Raw genomic sequence first — 19,067 nt, 5'->3', positions numbered from 1 at the left:
CCGGGGATAACAGGCTGATCTTACCCAAGAGTTCATATCGACGGTAAGGTTTGGCACCTCGATGTCGGCTCATCGCATCCTGGGGCTGAAGAAGGTCCCAAGGGTTTGGCTGTTCGCCAATTAAAGCGGTACGTGAGCTGGGTTCAGAACGTCGTGAGACAGTTCGGTCCCTATCTGCCGTGGGCGTTAGAGATTTGAGAAGAGTTGCTCCTAGTACGAGAGGACCGGAGTGAACGAACCTCTGGTGTTCCGGTTGTCACGCCAGTGGCATTGCCGGGTAGCTATGTTCGGACAGGATAACCGCTGAAAGCATCTAAGCGGGAAGCCCCCTTCAAGATAAGATCTCTCTGGGAACTTGATTCCCCTGAAGAGCCGTTGAAGACTACAACGTTGATAGGCTGGGTGTGGAAGTGCAGCAATGCATGAAGCTAACCAGTACTAATTGCTCGTGAGGCTTGACCATATAACACCCAAAAAGTCTGGATGTTTATTAACTTAAACGTTCAGGGTTTAAAGAGTTATATGTAATTGCTAGTTCAATGTAAGAAGCAATAACGATTTGAGATCATCAAAGCGATATTGGATTTAATCAATTTGATAAAAACGTAAAACATGTTTTCCAGAATTCACCGTAATGGTTAGTGGTTTAATCCACAACGATTGCAACGTGAGCCAGTTTGCTTGGTGACAATAGCGAGTAGGTACCACCTGATCCCATCCCGAACTCAGAAGTGAAAATACTTAGCGCCGATGGTAGTGTGGGGTTTCCCCATGTGAGAGTAGGACATTGCCAAGCTTTATATATGAAAGGCCCGATTCGTTTGAATCGGGCCTTTCTTTTTTTTATCCTTAAACCGTTATACAAATCTTTACAGTATTCAGGTTTCTTTCTAAAAATAATTTTCTAAATTATTCACTTTTTCATTTAATTTGTTTGTGATGAATAGTTATCTCATTGACGACTATTGCTGCATCGCAAAAGGATGTTCATGCTTTTTTTATCTAACAAACGCGACTGGTTTGGAAATGTGCGCGGCGATGTGCTTGCTGGTTTGGTGGTGGCTTTAGCCTTGATCCCGGAAGCAATCGCTTTCTCGATCATTGCCGGAGTTGACCCTAAAGTTGGATTGTATGCGTCCTTTAGCATCGCGGTGATCACAGCTTTTGTAGGTGGGCGACCAGGCATGATCTCGGCTGCAACCGGAGCCATGGCCCTGTTAATGGTGACTTTAGTCAAAGCACACGGATTGCAGTACCTGCTCGCCGCCACCGTATTTACTGGCATGCTGCAATTGCTGATGGGCTATCTTAAATTAGGTAGCTTGATGAGCTTTGTATCACGCTCTGTTGTTACCGGCTTTGTAAATGCACTGGCCATTCTCATCTTTATTGCACAATTACCCGAATTGACCAACGTAACCTGGCACGTATATGTCATGACTGCAGCAGGTTTAGGGATTATATATTTATTCCCGTTGATACCAAAAATCGGAAAAACTATTCCTTCACCGTTAGTGTGTATTCTTTTATTAACAGGTGTTGCTGTTTTTATAGGACTGGATATACGTACGGTTGGTGACATGGGCGATCTTCCGGATACTCTGCCGGTATTTTTCTGGCCTGAAGTGCCCTTGAATTTTGAGACCCTGAAAATTATATTCCCGTATTCAATGGCTTTAGCCACAGTCGGTTTGTTGGAATCCTTGATGACGGCAACGATTGTTGATGACCTGACCGATACACCCAGTGATAAGAATCGAGAATGTAAAGGACAAGGGATTGCCAATGTTGTTACCGGATTCATGGGTGGCATGGCCGGCTGTGCGATGATTGGTCAGTCGGTAATTAATGTAAAGTCCGGCGGTCGAGGTCGCTTATCGACACTGGTAGCCGGAGCCGTATTATTGCTGATGGTGGTGTTTTTGAATGACTGGGTCGCACAAATACCTATGGCAGCTTTGGTTGCGGTAATGATTATGGTATCCATCGGAACATTTGATTGGCGTTCGATCAAGAATCTAAAAACCAATCCTAAATCGAGTAGCATAGTGATGCTATCAACTGTTGCGGTGGTTGTGTGGACACATAATTTAGCCTTGGGCGTGTTCGTTGGAGTCTTGTTGGCCTCTTTGTTCTTTGCGCGCAAGGTAAGTCGCTATATGAAAGTCGAATTACATACTGACGAAGCAAGTAATACGCATACTTATAAAGTTTATGGTGAGATATTTTTTAATTCATCCGCAAAATTTATCGAAAAGTTTAACTTTAAAGATGTGATCGAAACGGTTGTTATCGATGTCAGTCGGGCCCATTTTTGGGATATATCGGCCATTCATGCATTGGATAAAGTGGTGTTAAAATTTCGCAGAGAAGGTGCTGAAGTAGAGTTGATTGGTGTGAATAAAGCGAGCGAAACCATGATCGATCGCTTTGGGGTACACGATAAACCCGAAGAAATTGCTTTGGCTCTGGGAGAGCATTAATGAATACAGAACAAAAACTGATTTTGACCAGCGTTGACAACTCACCTTGGGGTGAAGCCGTTGTTGATTATGCTGCCTGGATTGCGAATACTGTAAAGGCGCCATTAAAGTTTTTGCACACCGTTGAACATCTTAGTCAACAAGAAAATTTGGATTTGAGCGGGGCAATTGGTCTTGGGGCTCGCGGCGATCTATTGGAAGAGCTGATCGAACTGGAGCAAAGCAGGAGCCGCTTACTGATCAAAAAAGGTCAATTCATGTTGCAAGCGGCAAAGTCCAAAGCTAAAGAATTGAAAGTAAATGACATTCGCAGTAGTCAAAGACACGGTGATTTAACCGAAGCGCTCATTGAACTTGAAGATCAGATACGTGTCCTGGTGATCGGCACACGCGACAAAGACGGGCTTAATCATTCCAGAACGGTTAGTAAAATCAAAACTATCGTGCGTGCCTTACATAAACCAATTTTAGTGGTGAATGGACATTTCCAAAAACCGCAAAAGATCATGTTGGCTTATAGTAATAACGCAGCGTCACAAAAAGCCTTACAAATGGTGTCCACTAGTCCGTTATTTGTTGGTATGGAGTGTCATTTAGTGCATGTGGGTGAATCGACTTCACAAATGAATACCCTGATGCAAGCCGCGGTCGAGTCCTTGCAAAATAATAATGTCACTGTCAGCAAAGTATTCCTGACCGGAAAAATTGAAGAAGCACTGATTAATTATCGCCAACAAGAAAACCTGGATCTAACCGTCATGGGTGCGTTTAGTCATAATAAAGTCCATGATTTCTTACTTGGCAGCTTTACGGCCAAAATGCTGGAAAAGACCCGGAAGCCATTGCTTTTACTTAGATAGAGATAAAAACTCTAATATCAATACCGGCATTTTCTATGCAATCTTAGAATTATAATATCCAGACATGCTTGCTCAAAAGTGTGTCGTTACCTAAAAAAAACTGGTTCTCGGATCAGATTATTTGATTCTGAGCATGCAGAATTCCTGAGTCTAGGCGTATACTTATCCTGCATTTTTATAATTCGAGGAGTCTGTTATGTCAGTCAGTATTGCACAACTGTGGTTGCCCATTCTCTTGGGCGGCGTCTTTGCATGGGTTGCCAGTAGCATTATTCATATGGTGCTCAAATACCACAACCACGATTACAATGAATTAACCAATGAAAATGAAGTCTCTGCAGCATTGGGGAATAGCTCGCCAAAGCCAGGCATATATACCTTACCGTATTGCACAGATATGAAAAAAATGGCCGACGAGTCCATGCAACAAAAATTTACCAAAGGTCCGGTTGCCATGATCTCGGTATTTGATAATGGTATGCCACCAATGGGTAAACTCATGGGTTTACAGATCGGGTATTTCTTGCTCGGGTGCGCCTTGATTGCGTATGTGGCAAGTTTGGTGCTTCCTTCCGGAACAGAATATATGCGAGTTTTTCACGTGGTTGGTGAAGTCGCATTTTTGACCTTTGGCTTTGCGAGTATCCCATACAGTATCTGGTATGGGCACCCATGGGCAGTTACCGGACGCTTTTTACTGGACGCAATAATTTACGCCGCAGTAGTGGCGGGTACCTTTGCCTGGTTGTGGCCTGCGGCCGCTTAAGAATAGACTTCAAATATTTGATTCACGGCCTCGAAAGAGGCCTTTTATTATGCGCTTGCTTGCCGGATAGTCTCTGCCGCAAGCAGGTCCAGTCCATCAAATATCGGTCGGGTGAAATGTAATTCGTCACTCAGGATTGATAGTTCGGTGCAGGCAACCAGTAAACAGTCTGTTTTGAGCGACTTGGCAATTCGATTCAATTCTTTGGCGGATTGTTGGTTGTGCGTATTGCCTTTTATTGACCTGATAATTTGCATCAATTGATCTTGGTCATCTTTCTGTGGATTGATAATTCCTATTCCATAATTTGTTGCTGCATTCTCATAAAGTTGAATGTTTATCACGGCAGTCGATGCCAATAATCCAATGGTTTTAATGTTTGGCAGTCGAGCCTTGATTGCATCAAGGCTTAAATCTACAAGATTGATAAAAGGAATTGAAACCGCCTCGACAATTCGGGAATGATAATGATGCGCTGTATGGCAAGGCATAACCAGAAAATCTGCTCCTGCTTTTTCCAAACCTTGCGCCATTTGAATGAGAACGGGTAATGGGCTTTCTCCAGTGCCTTCGATTAATGCCTTGATACGCGAAGGGACTTTAGGATTATTATCGACCAACATTCGAATATGGTCAGCATCATCACTCGCAGGGGTTAATTCTATGACACGTTGCATCAAGGTCACGGTAGCCTCTGGTCCCATGCCCCCAAGGATTCCGACCGTTTTATGTTTTTTCTGTGCCATTGTCTATCTAACGATAATCCGGGTAATTGAACATGCTGCGATACCCATGGATACCTTGAGCGCCACCGGTGTGTATGAAAACAATATTTTTATGTTCACCAAAAAAACCCTGTCTGACCAGATCCAACATCCCGTCCATGCCTTTCGCGGTATACACGGGATCGAGTAAAATACTTTCGGTACGCGCCAGGGTTTCCATGGCATCAATGGTACCTTTAGTTGGAATGCCATACCCTTCGCCCACGTAATCACTGTTGGCGATCACATCAGCCCGTTTTACCGCGTCGGGTAATCCGCACAATGCAGCGGTTTCCAGGGCTAATGCAAAAACCTTTTCTTCTTGTGCTTGTTTTGCTGCTTTGGTGCTGATGCCAAGCACCGGTACCCGGCTTCCGCTACCGCAGAAGCCGGTCACTAAACCGGCTTGAGTGCCCGCGCTACCGGTTGCATGCACAACATAGTCTATTTTTAATCCGCTTGTATTCGCCTGATGCAATAATTCCAGCGCACAATTCACATATCCCAGAGCACCGATGGCATTCGAGCCGCCGCCGGGGATAAGGTAGGGGTTTTTCCCTAATTCTTTTAATTCTATTGCCAGGGATTCCATCGCCGTTTGCATGTTGGTGCCACCAGCCACAGTGCTAAGTTTTGCGCCGAGTAACTGATCCAGTAAGATGTTGCCATTGTAGTTGTAATCTTCATCCTCACTACCGGTACGGTCTTCCATGATCAAGTGGCATTCAAGCCCCATTTTTGCGGCAATTGCAGCAGTTTGCCTACAATGATTCGATTGGGTCGCGCCCGGTGTAATAATGGTATCGGCATTTTTCTGCTTAGCATCGGCCAGCAAAAATTCCAGTTTACGGGTCTTGTTTCCACCACCGGCAAGACCCGTACAGTCATCTCGTTTGATCCATAACTTGTTAGTGCCATACGCTTTGGAAAGTCGCGGCAAAAATTCCAGCGGCGTGGGTAAATGGGCGAAATGGAATCTGGGGAAACGGGATAACAGCATACTTAACCTTTATGGTGGAAATAAACAGTAATCAACACTATATCAATACTCGGCTTTATCCATAAAAAAAGTATTTATGGTTAGTCGCCCAATTTCCGGATCATTAGAAAAAGTAAAATTTTCCGATATATGTCCTGAATGCAGAGTTTGACCACGATAGATGATCAAACGATTGAATTTGGCGTCAATTCTGCCAATTTGTTCAAAGTGATCAGTGGAGCCGGTTGCATAGGCTTTTGTTGGTGGGCCGCTTTGCTCAAATTCACGGTAACGGGCGCTGGTATATTCTTTATGCCGGGACTGATCCATAGTCTCAAATCCGGTATTCTTATGCCGATAAAATGCCGTGCCTCCTGATTCGCCACCACAAAGATAATGTAAAACGGCCAAGCGACCTTTTTCCAGGCCATCGAAGTGCGGGAAACACTGAAAATCGGTAAGCCTGTCTGGCAAGGTGGTCACGAGTGAGTAATTGCAGTCAAGTAATCGTACCCCCGACTCAATGTGAAATATATTGCGAATGATATCTTCCAACAGGCTGTTATTTTGTGCCAGGTAATTCGCCGGAGCACTGGCACGGATACCCGGGTAATAGGAATTATTTTTGTTAAACGCCGAACGGCTGGCAATGGTTACTAATTCTTCCGGATTGGTGCTGAAATTGTCAACAACAACAATCGGCTCTTGTTCATGTCCAAAACGTAAAACCTGATAAGTAGGTGAAGTGTTCAAGATGACCAGTTGATGATTGAAAGTAACATTTTTACAGTATGAACGGATAAATGCTAGACTTGCAAGCATGAAATTTTTGAAAATATCCGGTTTTTTTCTGCTTTTAGTTGCGATTCTTGCAGCATTTAATCATAAAAAGATTACAAACCTGGTGCACGTCCTGAATTTATTCGATGAAGGGCCAATCGTGCAAAACTTTTCGCACATGCGAAAAGCCTTTTACTTCGACGAGATACCAGCTTCGGGTGGCAAACACACCTGGCCAGTGTCACAAAATCCCGTTGAATTGCCGGAGTTATATTCCTGGCAAGGTAAGAACAAATCGGTGTCGGCTTATCTGGATGAAACCCGAACCACCTCTTTGCTGGTGATCAAGAATGGCGAGATCGTTTATGAGGACTATCGCTTGGGTACAGGTCAAAATGACCACAGAATTTCCTGGTCTATGGCGAAATCCTTTTTGTCAGCCATGTTTGGAGTGGCGGTTGACGAGGGCAAAATAAAAAGTCTGGATGACCCTGTCACTGCCTATGTTCCTGAATTGTCAGTGTCGGCCTATAACAATGTTCCTATTAGAGATGTTTTATATATGGCCAGCGGGGTGGAGTTTGACGAGGACTATCTGGATTTTCATAGTGATATCAATAAGATGGGACGCATCTTAGCCCTCGGTGGTTCTATGGATAAGTTCGCCATAAAAATGCAGGAAGTTGCCAGACCATCAGGACAAAATCGACAATATGTGTCGATCGACACCCATGTTTTGGGCATGGTTCTACGCAATGCCACTAAACAATCCAACAAAGAATACTTGATCGAAAAACTTTGGAATAAACTCGGAAGCGAACGTGATGCGTATTACTTGACCGATGGAAATGGCATTGCTTTTGTTTTGGGTGGGCTTAATATGACCACACGCGACTATGCCCGTTTCGGAGAACTTTTTCGTTTACAAGGTCAATGGCAAGGTGAGCAGATCATTCCGAAAGAGTGGGTTAGCGAGTCAACAGCCAATTCTGCGCCGCCGCCCGTGGACCCGGTTAATGACACATTCGGTTATGGCTATCAATGGTGGGTGCCGCAAAATGCCAACGGAGATTTTTTTGCTGGCGGAATTTATGGACAATTTATTTACGTTAATCCAAAACTGCATACCGTTATTGTAAAAACCTCCGCGCATCGCGGATTTAGAAATGATGGTAATTTTGGCCGGGATGTGAAGCATGAAACCATTGAAATGTTCAGAGCCATCGCGAACAGTTTAAATTAAATTCGGCATAATTTTTTTAATTCGATCCTTGTATGAAAATCCTTATTTTCGGCCACTATGAGATCGCGAGTAATTACGCCATCAGCCAGGTTGTGGAAGCTTTGGCAGACCACCAGATCCAGATTGTATTATCGGGTAAGGGAGATGCATTCGAGACAGGTGGCGATGATTTTTCTAAATTGGCACACTATGAGCAAGAATTGTCTAATGCCTTAAATCAAGAACAAGACGAGTTAGGTCTTGCTTGCAAAGGATTTGATGAACTAGCCAAGCTGACCAATAATGAAATCGGGCAACTTGCCAATCCAAATTCAAAAACCGGACTTGCACAACTCAAGTCCTATCAGGCAGATCTGTTCATTTCCATTCGTTATCGAAAAATATTCAAGCCTCAAGCCATTGCCATACCACCGAAAGGCGTAATCAATTTACATTCCGGCTTATTGCCAAAATATCGTGGAGCCATGGCAACCTTCTGGGCGATGTTGAATGGCGATGAATTCATAGGGTCGACTTTGCACTACATCACTGACAAAGGCATCGATACCGGGCCGATCATCGCTACGGCACCAATCAAGTGTGATTATGATCAGTCCTATTTGGAAAATGTCTTAAGACTATATCCAAGCGGCTGCCAACAGATCGTACAAGCTGTTCAGCAGATTGAGAAAAAAGAGCCACCCTCATTATTCACACAGCCTTTGTCAGGTAATTACTACAGCTTTCCGGATATGCATAACTTGAATGAGTTTTTCGACATGGGATTTCGCTTAATGTAGTTGTGTTGTAGATTTACAACAACAATAATAATTTATCATATAAAAACCCGAAATGAAGTAATGGGTTACTTGACCCATAATCAAAAAAGGCGCATAGTTGGTAACAATTATGCAACAAATTGAAAATCCTGGATTTTCGATTAGTGCGTAATCGCTTTTTCTTTTGCAAAAGAAAATGTATATCTGGTTAGTCTGAGAGTAAGTTTTTGCCCAAAAGATAACCGGATTTACACATAACTATTTGAAACCAAAGGAGATTAATTCGTGAATACGAAAATCCGTAAAAGTTTGCTCCTGATGATGGGGCTTGGCTTAACCGCCACTGTGGCAATTGCGCCACAAACATTCGCTGCCGATAGCGCCGATGTTGTTGAAGAAGTGATCACTGTTGGTACGCGTACGAAAGCGCGTTCAGTGACTCAGTCACCAGCTCCGGTAGATGTTTTCCAGGCTGAAGAGTTCTTGAACCAGGGCGATACCGACGTAAACAACCTGTTACGTAATTCAGTGCCTTCCTATAACGTAAATGACCAGCCCATCAGTGATGCGGCAACCTTGATCCGCCCGGCAAACTTGCGTGGCCTGGCTCCTGATCACACATTATTATTGGTCAATGGCAAACGTCGTCATCGCGGTGCGGTAATTACCTGGTTAGGTAATGGTATTTCCAATGGTTCACAAGGTGCCGATACTGCTGCAATTCCTGCTTTAGCACTGAAAAGTGTTGAAGTCCTGCGCGATGGTGCTGCGGCTCAATACGGTTCTGATGCAATCGCCGGAGTGATCAACTTCCAGCTTAATGATTCTGCCGAAGGTGGTTCTTTCGAAGCAAAATACGGTGAATATTCCGAAGGTGATGGTCAAACCTTCACTGTTGCTGGCAACGTTGGTTTCCCTCTTGGCGACAATGGATTCATTAATTTAACAGCCGAATGGGGTAATTCTGATCCTACTGATCGAGCTGTACAACGTGGTGATGCTGCTGCACTTGATGCTGCAGGAATCCAGGGTGTACCCAATCCAGCCATGGTCTGGGGTAAGCCGATTGTGGATGATGATATCAAAGTGTTTGCTAATTTCGCAATCGATATTGGCAATGGTAAAGAGTTTTACGGGCACGGTAATGCAAATACAAAAGATGTAGACGGTGGCTTTTTCTATCGTAACCCAACCAATCGTCCAGGTGTATTTGGCGATGGTGACGGATCATTGTTGATTGGTGATCTTTCAGGTGATATGTCAGGTAACTGTCCTGTCGGTGTGTATCCAGATACTCTTGCCGGTCTGCAAGCTTACCAGGCTTGGCAGGCTCAAAACCAAAATGCAGATTGCTTTCACATGACTGAGCATCCATCAGGATTGCTGACTGGCGGTTTCACACCTCGATTTGGTGGTGAGATCACGGATAATTCATTCTTGGTCGGTTTCCGTGGTGAAACAGATAACGGTATGACTTGGGATCTCAGCGGTTACACCGGTTCTAATGAAGCAGATTTCCGTATCAACAATACGGTAAATGCAAGTCTGGGCCCGAATACCCCGATCAATTTTGATCCAGGTACCTATACCCAGGAAGACTATAGCTTGAATGCTGATTTCACGTATCCGTTAAGAGAAGATATCAGTCTCGGTTTTGGTGCCGAGTATCGGGTTGAAGAGTTCACAATTTCACCGGGACAACTAGAGTCGTTTACGGCTGGTCCATTGGCTGATCAAGGTTTCAGTACATCTTCAAACGGTTTCCCGGGTTTTCCTGCGGTAACATCAGGTTCTTGGGATCGCTCAAATACTGCATACTATCTTGATGCTGAATGGGATGCGTCTGAGCAATTGCTTTTACAAGGTGCTGTACGTTTCGAGGATTACCAGGATTTCGGTTCAACAACTAATTATAAAATTGGTGGTAACTACCGCGTTCATGATGACTTGGGTTTCCGTGCCACACTTAGCACAGGCTTTAAAGCGCCAACACCTGGTCAGGCCAATGCTTCAAACACCTCAACCGAATTCTCGGCTGGTGTATTGATCAATAACGGTACTATTCCTCCGACTAGCCCGGTTGCTGCTGCCTTTGGTGGTAAGCCTCTTGGTCCTGAAGAGTCTACAAACATCACTTTGGGTACTTACTTTAATGTGGGTAATTTTGACATTACTCTGGATTACTTTGATATTGACGTTGATGATCGCTTGAACCTGTCGTCTGAAATTGCATTAACTGACGCTCAAATTGCACAGTTGATCGCTGATGGTGTTCCAGGAGCCGGTGATCTGAAACAGTTCCGTTTCTTCACTAACGACTTTGACACCAATACATCCGGGATTGATCTGATCGTAAATACCAGCACAGATTGGGCTGGTGGCACAACGGATTGGAACTTGGCCTTTAACCACACCAAAACCGAGGTGACCAATGCTGGCGCCACAATTGGTGCTGGTCGTATTCGTCAAATCGAAGAAACAACTCCTGAGAATCGTTTCAATTTATCCGGTAACCACTTTATGGGTGACTGGAGATTCCTGGGTCGTTTAAGTTATTACAGCGAATGGTATGACAGTTTTGAAAACGATGTGTTCGGCACAACAGAAACTTTTGATGGCGAATTCCTGTTAGACCTGGAAGTTGGATATGACATTAACGAGAACTCTTCAGTCTTGTTCGGTATTAACAATGTCACTAACGAAAAAGGTCAAAAAGCTACTGTAGTTAACAATATTGGTACTGATTCTGCGGTTGCTGGTGTAGGTAATGTTTATTCTACCTTCTCACCATTCGGTTTCAGTGGTACTTACTACTACTTAAGCTATCGTTTTACCAAATAAGTATCTGATATTTAGATATTGCTTATTTAAGCCCTTCCCATTTCGATGGGGAGGGTTTTTTATTGGGTGTTAGAATGTCGGTTTTGGCATATCATCAACTCTTCATAAATTTATGACCCTGATCCGTTTTGACGAAGTCTCCATTGCCTTTGGAGAACAAAAAATTCTGCGCGAAGCCAGTTTTTTACTGGAAGAAGGCGAGCGGGTGTGTCTTATCGGGCGCAATGGGGCAGGCAAGTCGACCTTACTAAAACTCCTGACCAGCGAGTACCATCCCGACAGCGGCGAAATCCAGTTCTTGCAGGATCTGCGTATAAGCCAGTTACGCCAGGAATTACCCCAGGCTTTGGAAAGAAGCGTTAACGAAGTTGTACGCGAAGGATTGTCCCAACAAGTCACCTGGATGCAAGCCTATGAAGAAATGGCGTCACAAGAGCTGGATGAGAACGGATTGCGTGAGCTTGAGCAATTGCAGGCAAAAATCGATGCAGTGGGTGGCTGGAAGCTCGACCAGATCGTTGACACGATCATGACCCAGCTTGAGTTACCAAAAGACAAAAAAATGTCCGAATTGTCCGGTGGTTGGCGTCGTCGAGTGATGCTGGGGCAGGCTCTGGTTTCCAAGCCACAGGTCTTGTTACTTGACGAGCCTACTAACCACCTGGACATCAGCACCATTGAATGGCTTGAACATCGGGTTCGCTCGTATAAAGGCAGTGTGATCTTTATTACCCACGACCGCGATTTTATGCAAAAGTTGTCCACGCGCATTCTGGAAATTGACCGGGGCAAATTAGTCAGCTGGACGGGTAATTACAAAAAATACTTACAATTGAAAGAAGCCGCGATTATCGAAGAAGATCGTCATAATAAACTCTTTGACAAAAAACTTGCTCAGGAAGAGTCCTGGATTCGTCAGGGTATCAAGGCGCGCCGCACCCGTAACGAAGGCAGAGTCAGGGCCTTGCAAGATTTACGAGAAACCGCATCGCAACGCATCAAACGCAGCGGAAAAGTAAAAATACACATTGAGTCGGGCGACACATCGGGCAAGAAAGTCATTACTGCACACAAGATCAGTTATGCCTATGGTGATGAGGTCTTGCTTAAAGATTTTTCCATCAAGGTCACGCGTGGTGATCGCATTGGGCTTATCGGTAATAACGGGGTTGGTAAAAGCACCTTGTTGAAAATCCTGTTGGGTCACCTGGAACCACAAGGTGGTACGGTTAAGCTGGGGACCAATCTAAAAGTTGCTTATTTTGACCAGATGCGGCGTGAACTGGATGAAAGCAAAACCGTGGCCGAATATGTGGGTGACGGTAAAGACTATATCCAGCTCGCGGGCAAGCAACGACATGTGGTTGGGTATTTGAAAAACTTCCTGTTCACCCCCAAACGCTCCATGACCTTGATCAGGGCCTTGTCGGGCGGTGAACGAAATCGGGTATTGCTGGCCAAGTTGCTGACCCGGCCAGCCAATTTACTCGTGCTTGATGAGCCGACTAATGATCTGGATGTAGAAATGCTTGAGGTTCTGGAAGAGCGACTGGTTAATTATGACGGCACCTTGATCATCGTAAGCCATGACCGTCATTTTCTGGATAATGTGGTGACCAGCGTCTTGGTCTTTGAAGGCGATGGGAAATTGCAACAATATGTTGGTGGATACAGTGATTGGGCGCGGCGAGGCAAGGAATTATTGATCAAAGATGTGCAGTCTGAGAACGATGTTTCCCAAGCATCTGCAAAATCCGATTCACTCAAAACCGCCAAACCTAAAAAACTCAGTTATAAATTGCAGCGCGAGTATGATATGTTGCCAGAGCAGATCGACGCCCTGGAAAAAAAGATTGCCAGCTTGAATAATACAATTGCACAAGCGGATTTTTATGCCCAGGAATTCAGTCTCACCGAGCCGGTATTACATGAGCTTGCAGCAACTCAGTCTGAATTGGAAAAGATCATGTTGCGCTGGATGGAGTTGGAAGATCTGCAATCAGCAAGTTCTGGATAAAATTTACGAGAAAGATCATGAGTGAAAAGTCAGTCGCGTTATGCGAAATTAAAAACAAAATTGCCTTTGTCAGCTTGAATCGCCCGGATAAATACAACGCCTTGAGCATTCAATTATTTGAAGAGCTCACCGCCATTGGTGAAGAGCTTATAAGCAATAAGAAAATTCGTGCGGTTATCCTGTCAGGTAAAGGCAAAGGCTTTTGTTCTGGCCTGGATGTGAAAAGTGCCATGGCCAATGGTGGTGGCAAAAAATTGATGCATAAAGACAATCCGGAAGATCAGAATCTGGCGCAACGTATTAGTCTGGTTTGGCGCGAAGTGCCTGTTCCGGTGATCGCTGCAATTCACGGGGTGTGTTTTGGTGGCGGATTTCAAATTGCCTTGGGTGCCGACTTCCGATTTGCCACTGAAGACAGCAAATTCTCGATCATGGAAACCAAATGGGGTTTGATCCCTGATATGGGAGCGAGTGTGACCTTGCCAGAACTGGTTAACATAGATGTGGCCAAAGAATTAACTTTCACGGGTCGCATTTTCGAGGCGCCTGAAGCAAAAACACTAGGCGTGATCACGAAAATCGTTGAAGATCCAATGCAAGCAGCAATTGAGTTTGCCAATCAATTGAAAGAACGTTCGCCAGATGCCGTAATGTACGGTAAACGCCTTTTTAATGAAACTTGGCTGTCCTCGGATGGCGTGCGATTAAAAAAGGAAACTGAATTTCAAGAAAATCTGATTGGAAGCTGGAATCAATTAGCCGCGAGTGGAGGCAATATGTTAAAGACTAAACTGCCATTCAAAACAAGGAAATAAAGCAAAGTGTAATTTCCTTTCGCGCATTCACGCAAAACTCGAATATCTTTAAACCCGAGTAAAAAAAAACTCAATTTTTTTATTTGAATGGGTGAGAAATATTGTTAAGTGAGTGAATAGGGGAGTGAGGCTATGCCCACATAACTAATTGATTTGCTTGAAAATAATATTTAACGCTGTACTTTGCGCAATGCAAAAAACTATCCGCGTTGTGAAATTCCACCAAGTCAGGAATGACAATTCAATTGACCATAGTCTATAATTGCACTAATAATAATTAAAAAAATCTTATTAATCACCGAGTGCTGCTGCACAACATATCTATACAGTTATAGATTAACAATAAATTGATAACAATTGTTTTAGATACTTGTTATCCGATGTTAGGTGAAAAAATGAAAGTTACAAAATTAACCCTATTGGTCCTTTCGGGCCTGGTCTTTTTAGCAGGTTGTGGTGGCAGCTCGGATTCTGCTGCTACTAACACATTAAATAATGCTACTAGCAAAGTGGGCACACTTGCAAATACCTGCAAAGTTGAGATCAATAAAACTTGTCTAGTCAATAATGTGCCTGCAGCCCAATTCCCGGCAGAAAAATGTGACGGAAAATTGCAACAGTTTACCCTTGTGTGGGAAGGCTCAGATGCAATAACGGTCAGCGGCGTTGATAATGATTCGAATAACAGTCAGGTCAATAATGGCGATGAGGTCACCTTTTTTGGCCCGTTCGACCAGAATGACGTGGTTGTGACTATCGACGGTGTCGGGTACTCGGTGTTCCATATGTCGTGTTCTGACGAGAATTTTAACAGTGCCGATGATTGCAACAAATTGGCCGGTGACGGTAAATCGGACAATCCAACATACATAAATCAATGGTCACTGGAGGGCTTTATCGATGCCTCTGATCAGGTGCTGGATTGTTCACCACCGATTTCTGATCAACTTCCTACCGCCGACAGTTGTGAAGTCAAGGACATGCCTGGCATGGATTGCGATGCATTGGGAAAACCGGTTGCACTGAGTTTTAGATACCATCAGGGTTCGGTGTGTAACTCTTCCGCAAATTCGCAAGGCAGTAAAACAGCTTGTACCGACAGCGGCACTTTAGGGCCACATGTTGCCGTTGCCGTGCTTAACGATGAGGAAAAGTTTCAATTAAGTGATAACACCTCTTGTTTGTCAGATGGTGAAGAATTTACGGTTACGCCAACCGGGAGCTCATTCCCGTCCCGATTCGAATTGCAGTTATCGGATTGTCAGCCCCCGATGCCGGATCCAAAAACCAGCCAGAAAACCAGTGGTTCTTCACAAACTCTGGATATTCACTTGTCATGCTCTGCTCCATTAGCTGTAGGAGACGTGTTCGGTGCTCTCGAATTGACATCATTCAATGACGAAGACGGTAGCGTTGATCTGGTCTTTGGTTACAAAGTAGAAAATACAGGCACTGTTTCCCTTGCCGATCTGAATATTGTTGACGGCAATGACACTGTGGTTTTTGATGCGCCTGAAACAAATGATCCATTGTTCAATCCTGCCCAGCCATTTATCCTGGATGCCGGAAAAACGGCAAAATTCACTGCCAGCGCTACGGCATTTACCGGCACGAGCAGCTCAGCGCAAGTTTTACGCTCCGGTAACACAGTGTGCGGAACTTCGAAAGATGTTCCTGTAGTCAAGGTGTTGCCACCGGCCTGTATGTTGAGCATTGAGCTGTATAAAATTGAAGACGATAAAATTAAGTACAAAATTTTCAATGACGGCACAAACGATATTTTTCTTTCTCAAGTTAAATTTGCCTGGCCAGGTTCAGGATTGCTTGAAAAGGTCAAATTTGATGGCGATGAGATTATTAAAGATGTCGCCCTGACTTCACCAGTGGATCTGAATTCATTCCTGAAAGACGAGAGTTCCCGAGAACTCAAAGCGGAGGATTATGCAAAGATCGAATTTGAATTTGATCAAAAATTCCCGATGAAAGACGAACAGCCGGCAACCGACTTTAACTACTCATTTGATTTTGGTGAAGATTCAAGATGTAGCGTCACGAACAATCCACCGGATCCATAGAAACCGGATTTGTCGAAAAAATTTAAATACCCATTAGGCCTCGTGTCATAATGGGTTTTTTTATATAACAAGAATGTTTAAACTCTTACCAATTATTTTGCTTTTGATGATGCACACTGCCTGTGTTCAGGCTCCTGTCTCGGGCAACATATCAAATGTATTGGACCCATGGGCAAATATGCCAACCGATGTAACCATGTTGGCGCCAGGTGTCATTTCGACCCGTTATAACGATCGTGATCTGGCGATATCTCCTGATGGTAAATTGCTGCTATTTACCCGCGTGTCTCCTAAAAATAGAATTTCAGCAATTATGCAATCCAGGATCACAGATCAGGGGATGAGTCAGCCGCAAATCACAGCATTTTCTGGTCAGTATTCGGATCTTGAGCCAGCCTTTAGTCCAGATGGCAATCGTCTGTATTTTGCCTCCAATCGCCCTCTGAGTGGGCAAGGTCCACCCAAGGATTTTGATATCTGGTTTGTTGAGAAAGTTAACACGTCCTGGTCTGAGCCGATCAATATAGGAGCTCCGGTTAATACGGATTTGGATGAGTATTACCCGTCACTTACTCAGAAAGGCGATCTATATTTCACTGGTTTGTACGATCGATCCGAGTCCGGTGAAAATATCTATAAAAGTACTAATGCGAATGGAAAATTCCAAACCCCGGTTGCGATTAATGAAAAACCAAGTTTAAGCAATAACGAGTTCAATGCCTTTGTGGGCCCGGATGAAAGTTATTTGATTTTTTCTTCTGATCGTAAAAAGCAGGGGGGTGACTATGCCGATCTGTACATTAGTTTTTTGCACAATGGACAGTGGACAGATGGAGTAAATCTTGGTGAGAAGATAAATACTTCACAACTGGATTATTGCCCATTTGTTTATGAGTTTAATGGAAAGCGCCAGTTATTTTTCACCCGCACTGACATTGCGATAAAAAATTATTATCCCGATAGATTGAGCAATGCCGATTTTCAAGAAATACTTGACCAAGTGGAAAACGGCACGGGTAATATTTACAGGGTGAGTTTCGATGATTTGCTAAATGACCTTATGCTGGACTAAGACCTGTCAAAATATGCAATTAAATAACTCACACCCTCAAGTAACTTTCGGCGTCCCATTGCGTGCCTTGAGTGTAACAAGCTGTGATAGTGTTATGGCTATTCAGCACAATTTGCAGGACCTCCCGCAATCCACATATATTCTAGGTGGCGGCTCCAATATTTTACCGGTCGGTTATTTAAATGCACATGTGATCAAGCCGGATCTCCAGGGCATACGTTACGAGCACACAGGTGATTCTGTGCTGGTCACAGCGGGTGCCGGGGTGGTCTGGCATGATCTGGTTCTTGATACATTAGCGCAGGGTTATTCGGGCCTGGAAAACCTGTCTTTGATTCCCGGCAGTGTTGGTGCCGCACCTATACAGAACATTGGCGCGTATGGCGTTGAATTAAGCGAGCGACTGGTCGAAGTGGAAGTTCTGGATATTCAAAGCCGGCAAATTCTGATGTTGAGCAATGAAGAATGTGAATTTGATTATCGCGATAGCATTTTCAAACACGAATTAAAAGGTCGTGTTATTGTTACTCATGTTACTTTGAAGCTGGATAGAGAACCGCAATTCAATCTTACATATGGCGCTCTCGGCAACGCGGTTGCCTGTTTGAATGATAACCCAACAACGACTGATGTAAGCAATGCAGTCATTCAAATTCGGCGTAGTAAACTTCCTGACCCCGAACTATTAGGCAATGCCGGTTCGTTTTTTAAGAACCCGCTTGTGTCCTCCGAGCAGTACAATCAATTGAAGCTGGAGTTCCCTGGCATGGTTGCTTATATACAGGATGACGGATTCAAATTGGCGGCTGGCTGGCTGGTCGAACAATGCGGCTTAAAAGGCTATCGCCATGGTGATGCTGGCGTACATGACAAACAGGCATTGGTCATCGTTAATCATGGAAAAGCCAGAGCCGAAGAGTTATTGTCAGTTGCAGCAAAAGTGCAACACAATGTCTTTGACAAGTTTGGAGTGAGGCTTACACCGGAAGTGCAGATCATTGGTGATAGTGAATTGATCGAGCGAAGTGGATTAATCCTGGCTTGAGGCTAGCGTTCCCAGTAGCGTTGCATTTCCAAGAAAGTGTAGGAAGCTGACCAGGTGATCAATATGAACCCGACCAGACCGGTTAGGCCGGTTAAAAATCGCAGCGGGCCCATCGGCACAATGTCACCAAAGCCTACCGTGGTGTAAACAGCGGCGGCATAATAGATACAATCCGTCAGACTGAATGTGTTTACACCAGACATATAGGCAAAACTTTCGGCACTGCCGAGAGTCCAGAATCCAAGCCCAAAGATGACCATCTCGAAACTGTGTAACAGAATCAGGCTCAATACCAGACGCAAGATTCGCCCGCGCGGCCTTTTGGATATCATGCCTTCGATCCTTGGCCAATAATGCAGGAATTCATAATGCATGATCACACAGATCAGCACGAGTAGGATTGAGCTTAGAATAACGGTTAGCAGGGACATATTTTCTTCAATATACGCGGTAAAATGGTGTAGCTTGGCTGGTAATTATATTAGAATGCCGGCTACCTTATTCAGAATATCACCCCATGCAAGCACAATCCACTAACACCATACTGATGATCGAGCCAGTCGCTTTCG

At 44.3% G+C, this 19,067-nt stretch carries 15 protein-coding genes and 2 rRNA genes; 13 read left to right on the top strand and 4 right to left on the bottom strand.

Features of this window, described 5'->3' with window-relative positions:
• From HKN88_04915 to HKN88_04895, 5 genes are all read left to right on the top strand, one after another.
• Window positions 1-474, top strand: a 23S ribosomal RNA gene (locus tag HKN88_04915); the annotation flags it as partial.
• Window positions 475-680: 206 nt separating this feature from the next.
• Window positions 681-796: ribosomal RNA gene (rrf, locus tag HKN88_04910) — 5S ribosomal RNA — on the top strand.
• 193 nt (window positions 797-989) lie between these two features.
• Window positions 990-2,483, top strand: a complete 1,494-nt coding sequence (locus HKN88_04905; GenBank protein NNC97393.1) for a SulP family inorganic anion transporter — start codon at window positions 990-992, stop codon at window positions 2,481-2,483.
• Entirely contained in the window at window positions 2,483-3,343 is an 861-nt protein-coding gene (locus HKN88_04900) for a universal stress protein (protein ID NNC97392.1), read from the top strand. Before HKN88_04905 ends, HKN88_04900 begins: the two co-directional genes overlap by 1 nt.
• Before the next feature lie 196 nt (window positions 3,344-3,539).
• The gene (locus HKN88_04895; protein ID NNC97391.1) at window positions 3,540-4,109 is read left to right on the top strand and encodes a hypothetical protein; all 570 of its coding nucleotides are present in this window, start codon (window positions 3,540-3,542) and stop codon (window positions 4,107-4,109) included.
• 47 nt (window positions 4,110-4,156) lie between these two features.
• Here the strand turns inward: HKN88_04895 and HKN88_04890 are convergent, their stop codons facing one another.
• Genes HKN88_04890 through HKN88_04880 form a run of 3 tightly spaced genes read right to left on the bottom strand, consistent with a single transcriptional unit; the run spans window position 4,157 to window position 6,605 of the window.
• The gene (locus HKN88_04890) at window positions 4,157-4,855 is read right to left on the bottom strand and encodes an aspartate/glutamate racemase family protein (protein ID NNC97390.1); all 699 of its coding nucleotides are present in this window, start codon (window positions 4,853-4,855) and stop codon (window positions 4,157-4,159) included.
• Window positions 4,856-4,862: 7 nt separating this feature from the next.
• Complete coding sequence (locus HKN88_04885) at window positions 4,863-5,873, bottom strand: D-cysteine desulfhydrase (protein NNC97389.1); 1,011 nt, start codon at window positions 5,871-5,873, stop codon at window positions 4,863-4,865.
• 42 nt (window positions 5,874-5,915) lie between these two features.
• Complete coding sequence (locus tag HKN88_04880; GenBank protein ID NNC97388.1) at window positions 5,916-6,605, bottom strand: hypothetical protein; 690 nt, start codon at window positions 6,603-6,605, stop codon at window positions 5,916-5,918.
• A 67-nt stretch (window positions 6,606-6,672) separates the two neighbouring features.
• Here HKN88_04880 and HKN88_04875 point away from each other — a divergent pair, with 67 nt between their 5' ends.
• The 8 genes from HKN88_04875 to murB all read left to right on the top strand — a co-directional run bounded on the left by HKN88_04875 (window position 6,673) and on the right by murB (window position 18,498).
• Window positions 6,673-7,875: a serine hydrolase gene (locus tag HKN88_04875; GenBank protein NNC97387.1), complete on the top strand. Its 1,203-nt coding sequence runs from the start codon at window positions 6,673-6,675 to the stop codon at window positions 7,873-7,875.
• A 32-nt stretch (window positions 7,876-7,907) separates the two neighbouring features.
• Window positions 7,908-8,654, top strand: a complete 747-nt coding sequence (locus tag HKN88_04870) for a formyl transferase (GenBank protein ID NNC97386.1) — start codon at window positions 7,908-7,910, stop codon at window positions 8,652-8,654.
• A 264-nt stretch (window positions 8,655-8,918) separates the two neighbouring features.
• Window positions 8,919-11,474 (top strand): TonB-dependent receptor, encoded by a 2,556-nt coding sequence (locus HKN88_04865; protein NNC97385.1) that lies wholly within the window; start codon window positions 8,919-8,921, stop codon window positions 11,472-11,474.
• 112 nt (window positions 11,475-11,586) lie between these two features.
• A complete protein-coding gene (locus HKN88_04860; GenBank protein NNC97384.1) occupies window positions 11,587-13,491 on the top strand; it encodes an ATP-binding cassette domain-containing protein in 1,905 nt (634 codons plus the stop codon).
• A gap of 17 nt (window positions 13,492-13,508) precedes the next feature.
• Window positions 13,509-14,306 carry a crotonase/enoyl-CoA hydratase family protein gene (locus HKN88_04855; GenBank protein ID NNC97383.1) on the top strand — a complete coding sequence of 266 codons (798 nt, stop codon included), beginning with the start codon at window positions 13,509-13,511 and terminating at the stop codon, window positions 14,304-14,306.
• A 395-nt stretch (window positions 14,307-14,701) separates the two neighbouring features.
• Window positions 14,702-16,381 (top strand): hypothetical protein, encoded by a 1,680-nt coding sequence (locus HKN88_04850; GenBank protein NNC97382.1) that lies wholly within the window; start codon window positions 14,702-14,704, stop codon window positions 16,379-16,381.
• 73 nt (window positions 16,382-16,454) lie between these two features.
• Entirely contained in the window at window positions 16,455-17,453 is a 999-nt protein-coding gene (locus tag HKN88_04845) for a hypothetical protein (GenBank protein ID NNC97381.1), read from the top strand.
• 13 nt (window positions 17,454-17,466) lie between these two features.
• On the top strand, window positions 17,467-18,498 hold the full coding sequence (gene murB / locus HKN88_04840; protein NNC97380.1) for a UDP-N-acetylmuramate dehydrogenase: 1,032 nt from the start codon (window positions 17,467-17,469) through the stop codon (window positions 18,496-18,498).
• A 2-nt stretch (window positions 18,499-18,500) separates the two neighbouring features.
• On the opposite strand, the gene HKN88_04835 is transcribed toward murB, so the two are convergent.
• Window positions 18,501-18,929 carry a two pore domain potassium channel family protein gene (locus HKN88_04835; protein ID NNC97379.1) on the bottom strand — a complete coding sequence of 143 codons (429 nt, stop codon included), beginning with the start codon at window positions 18,927-18,929 and terminating at the stop codon, window positions 18,501-18,503.
• Window positions 18,930-19,067 lie beyond the last annotated feature (138 nt).

This window comes from Gammaproteobacteria bacterium (genome assembly GCA_013001575.1).
GTDB lineage: Bacteria > Pseudomonadota > Gammaproteobacteria > Steroidobacterales > JABDMI01 > JABDMI01.
Note: the sequence above shows the minus strand (reverse complement) of the source record. Positions and strands in the feature narration are given on the sequence as shown.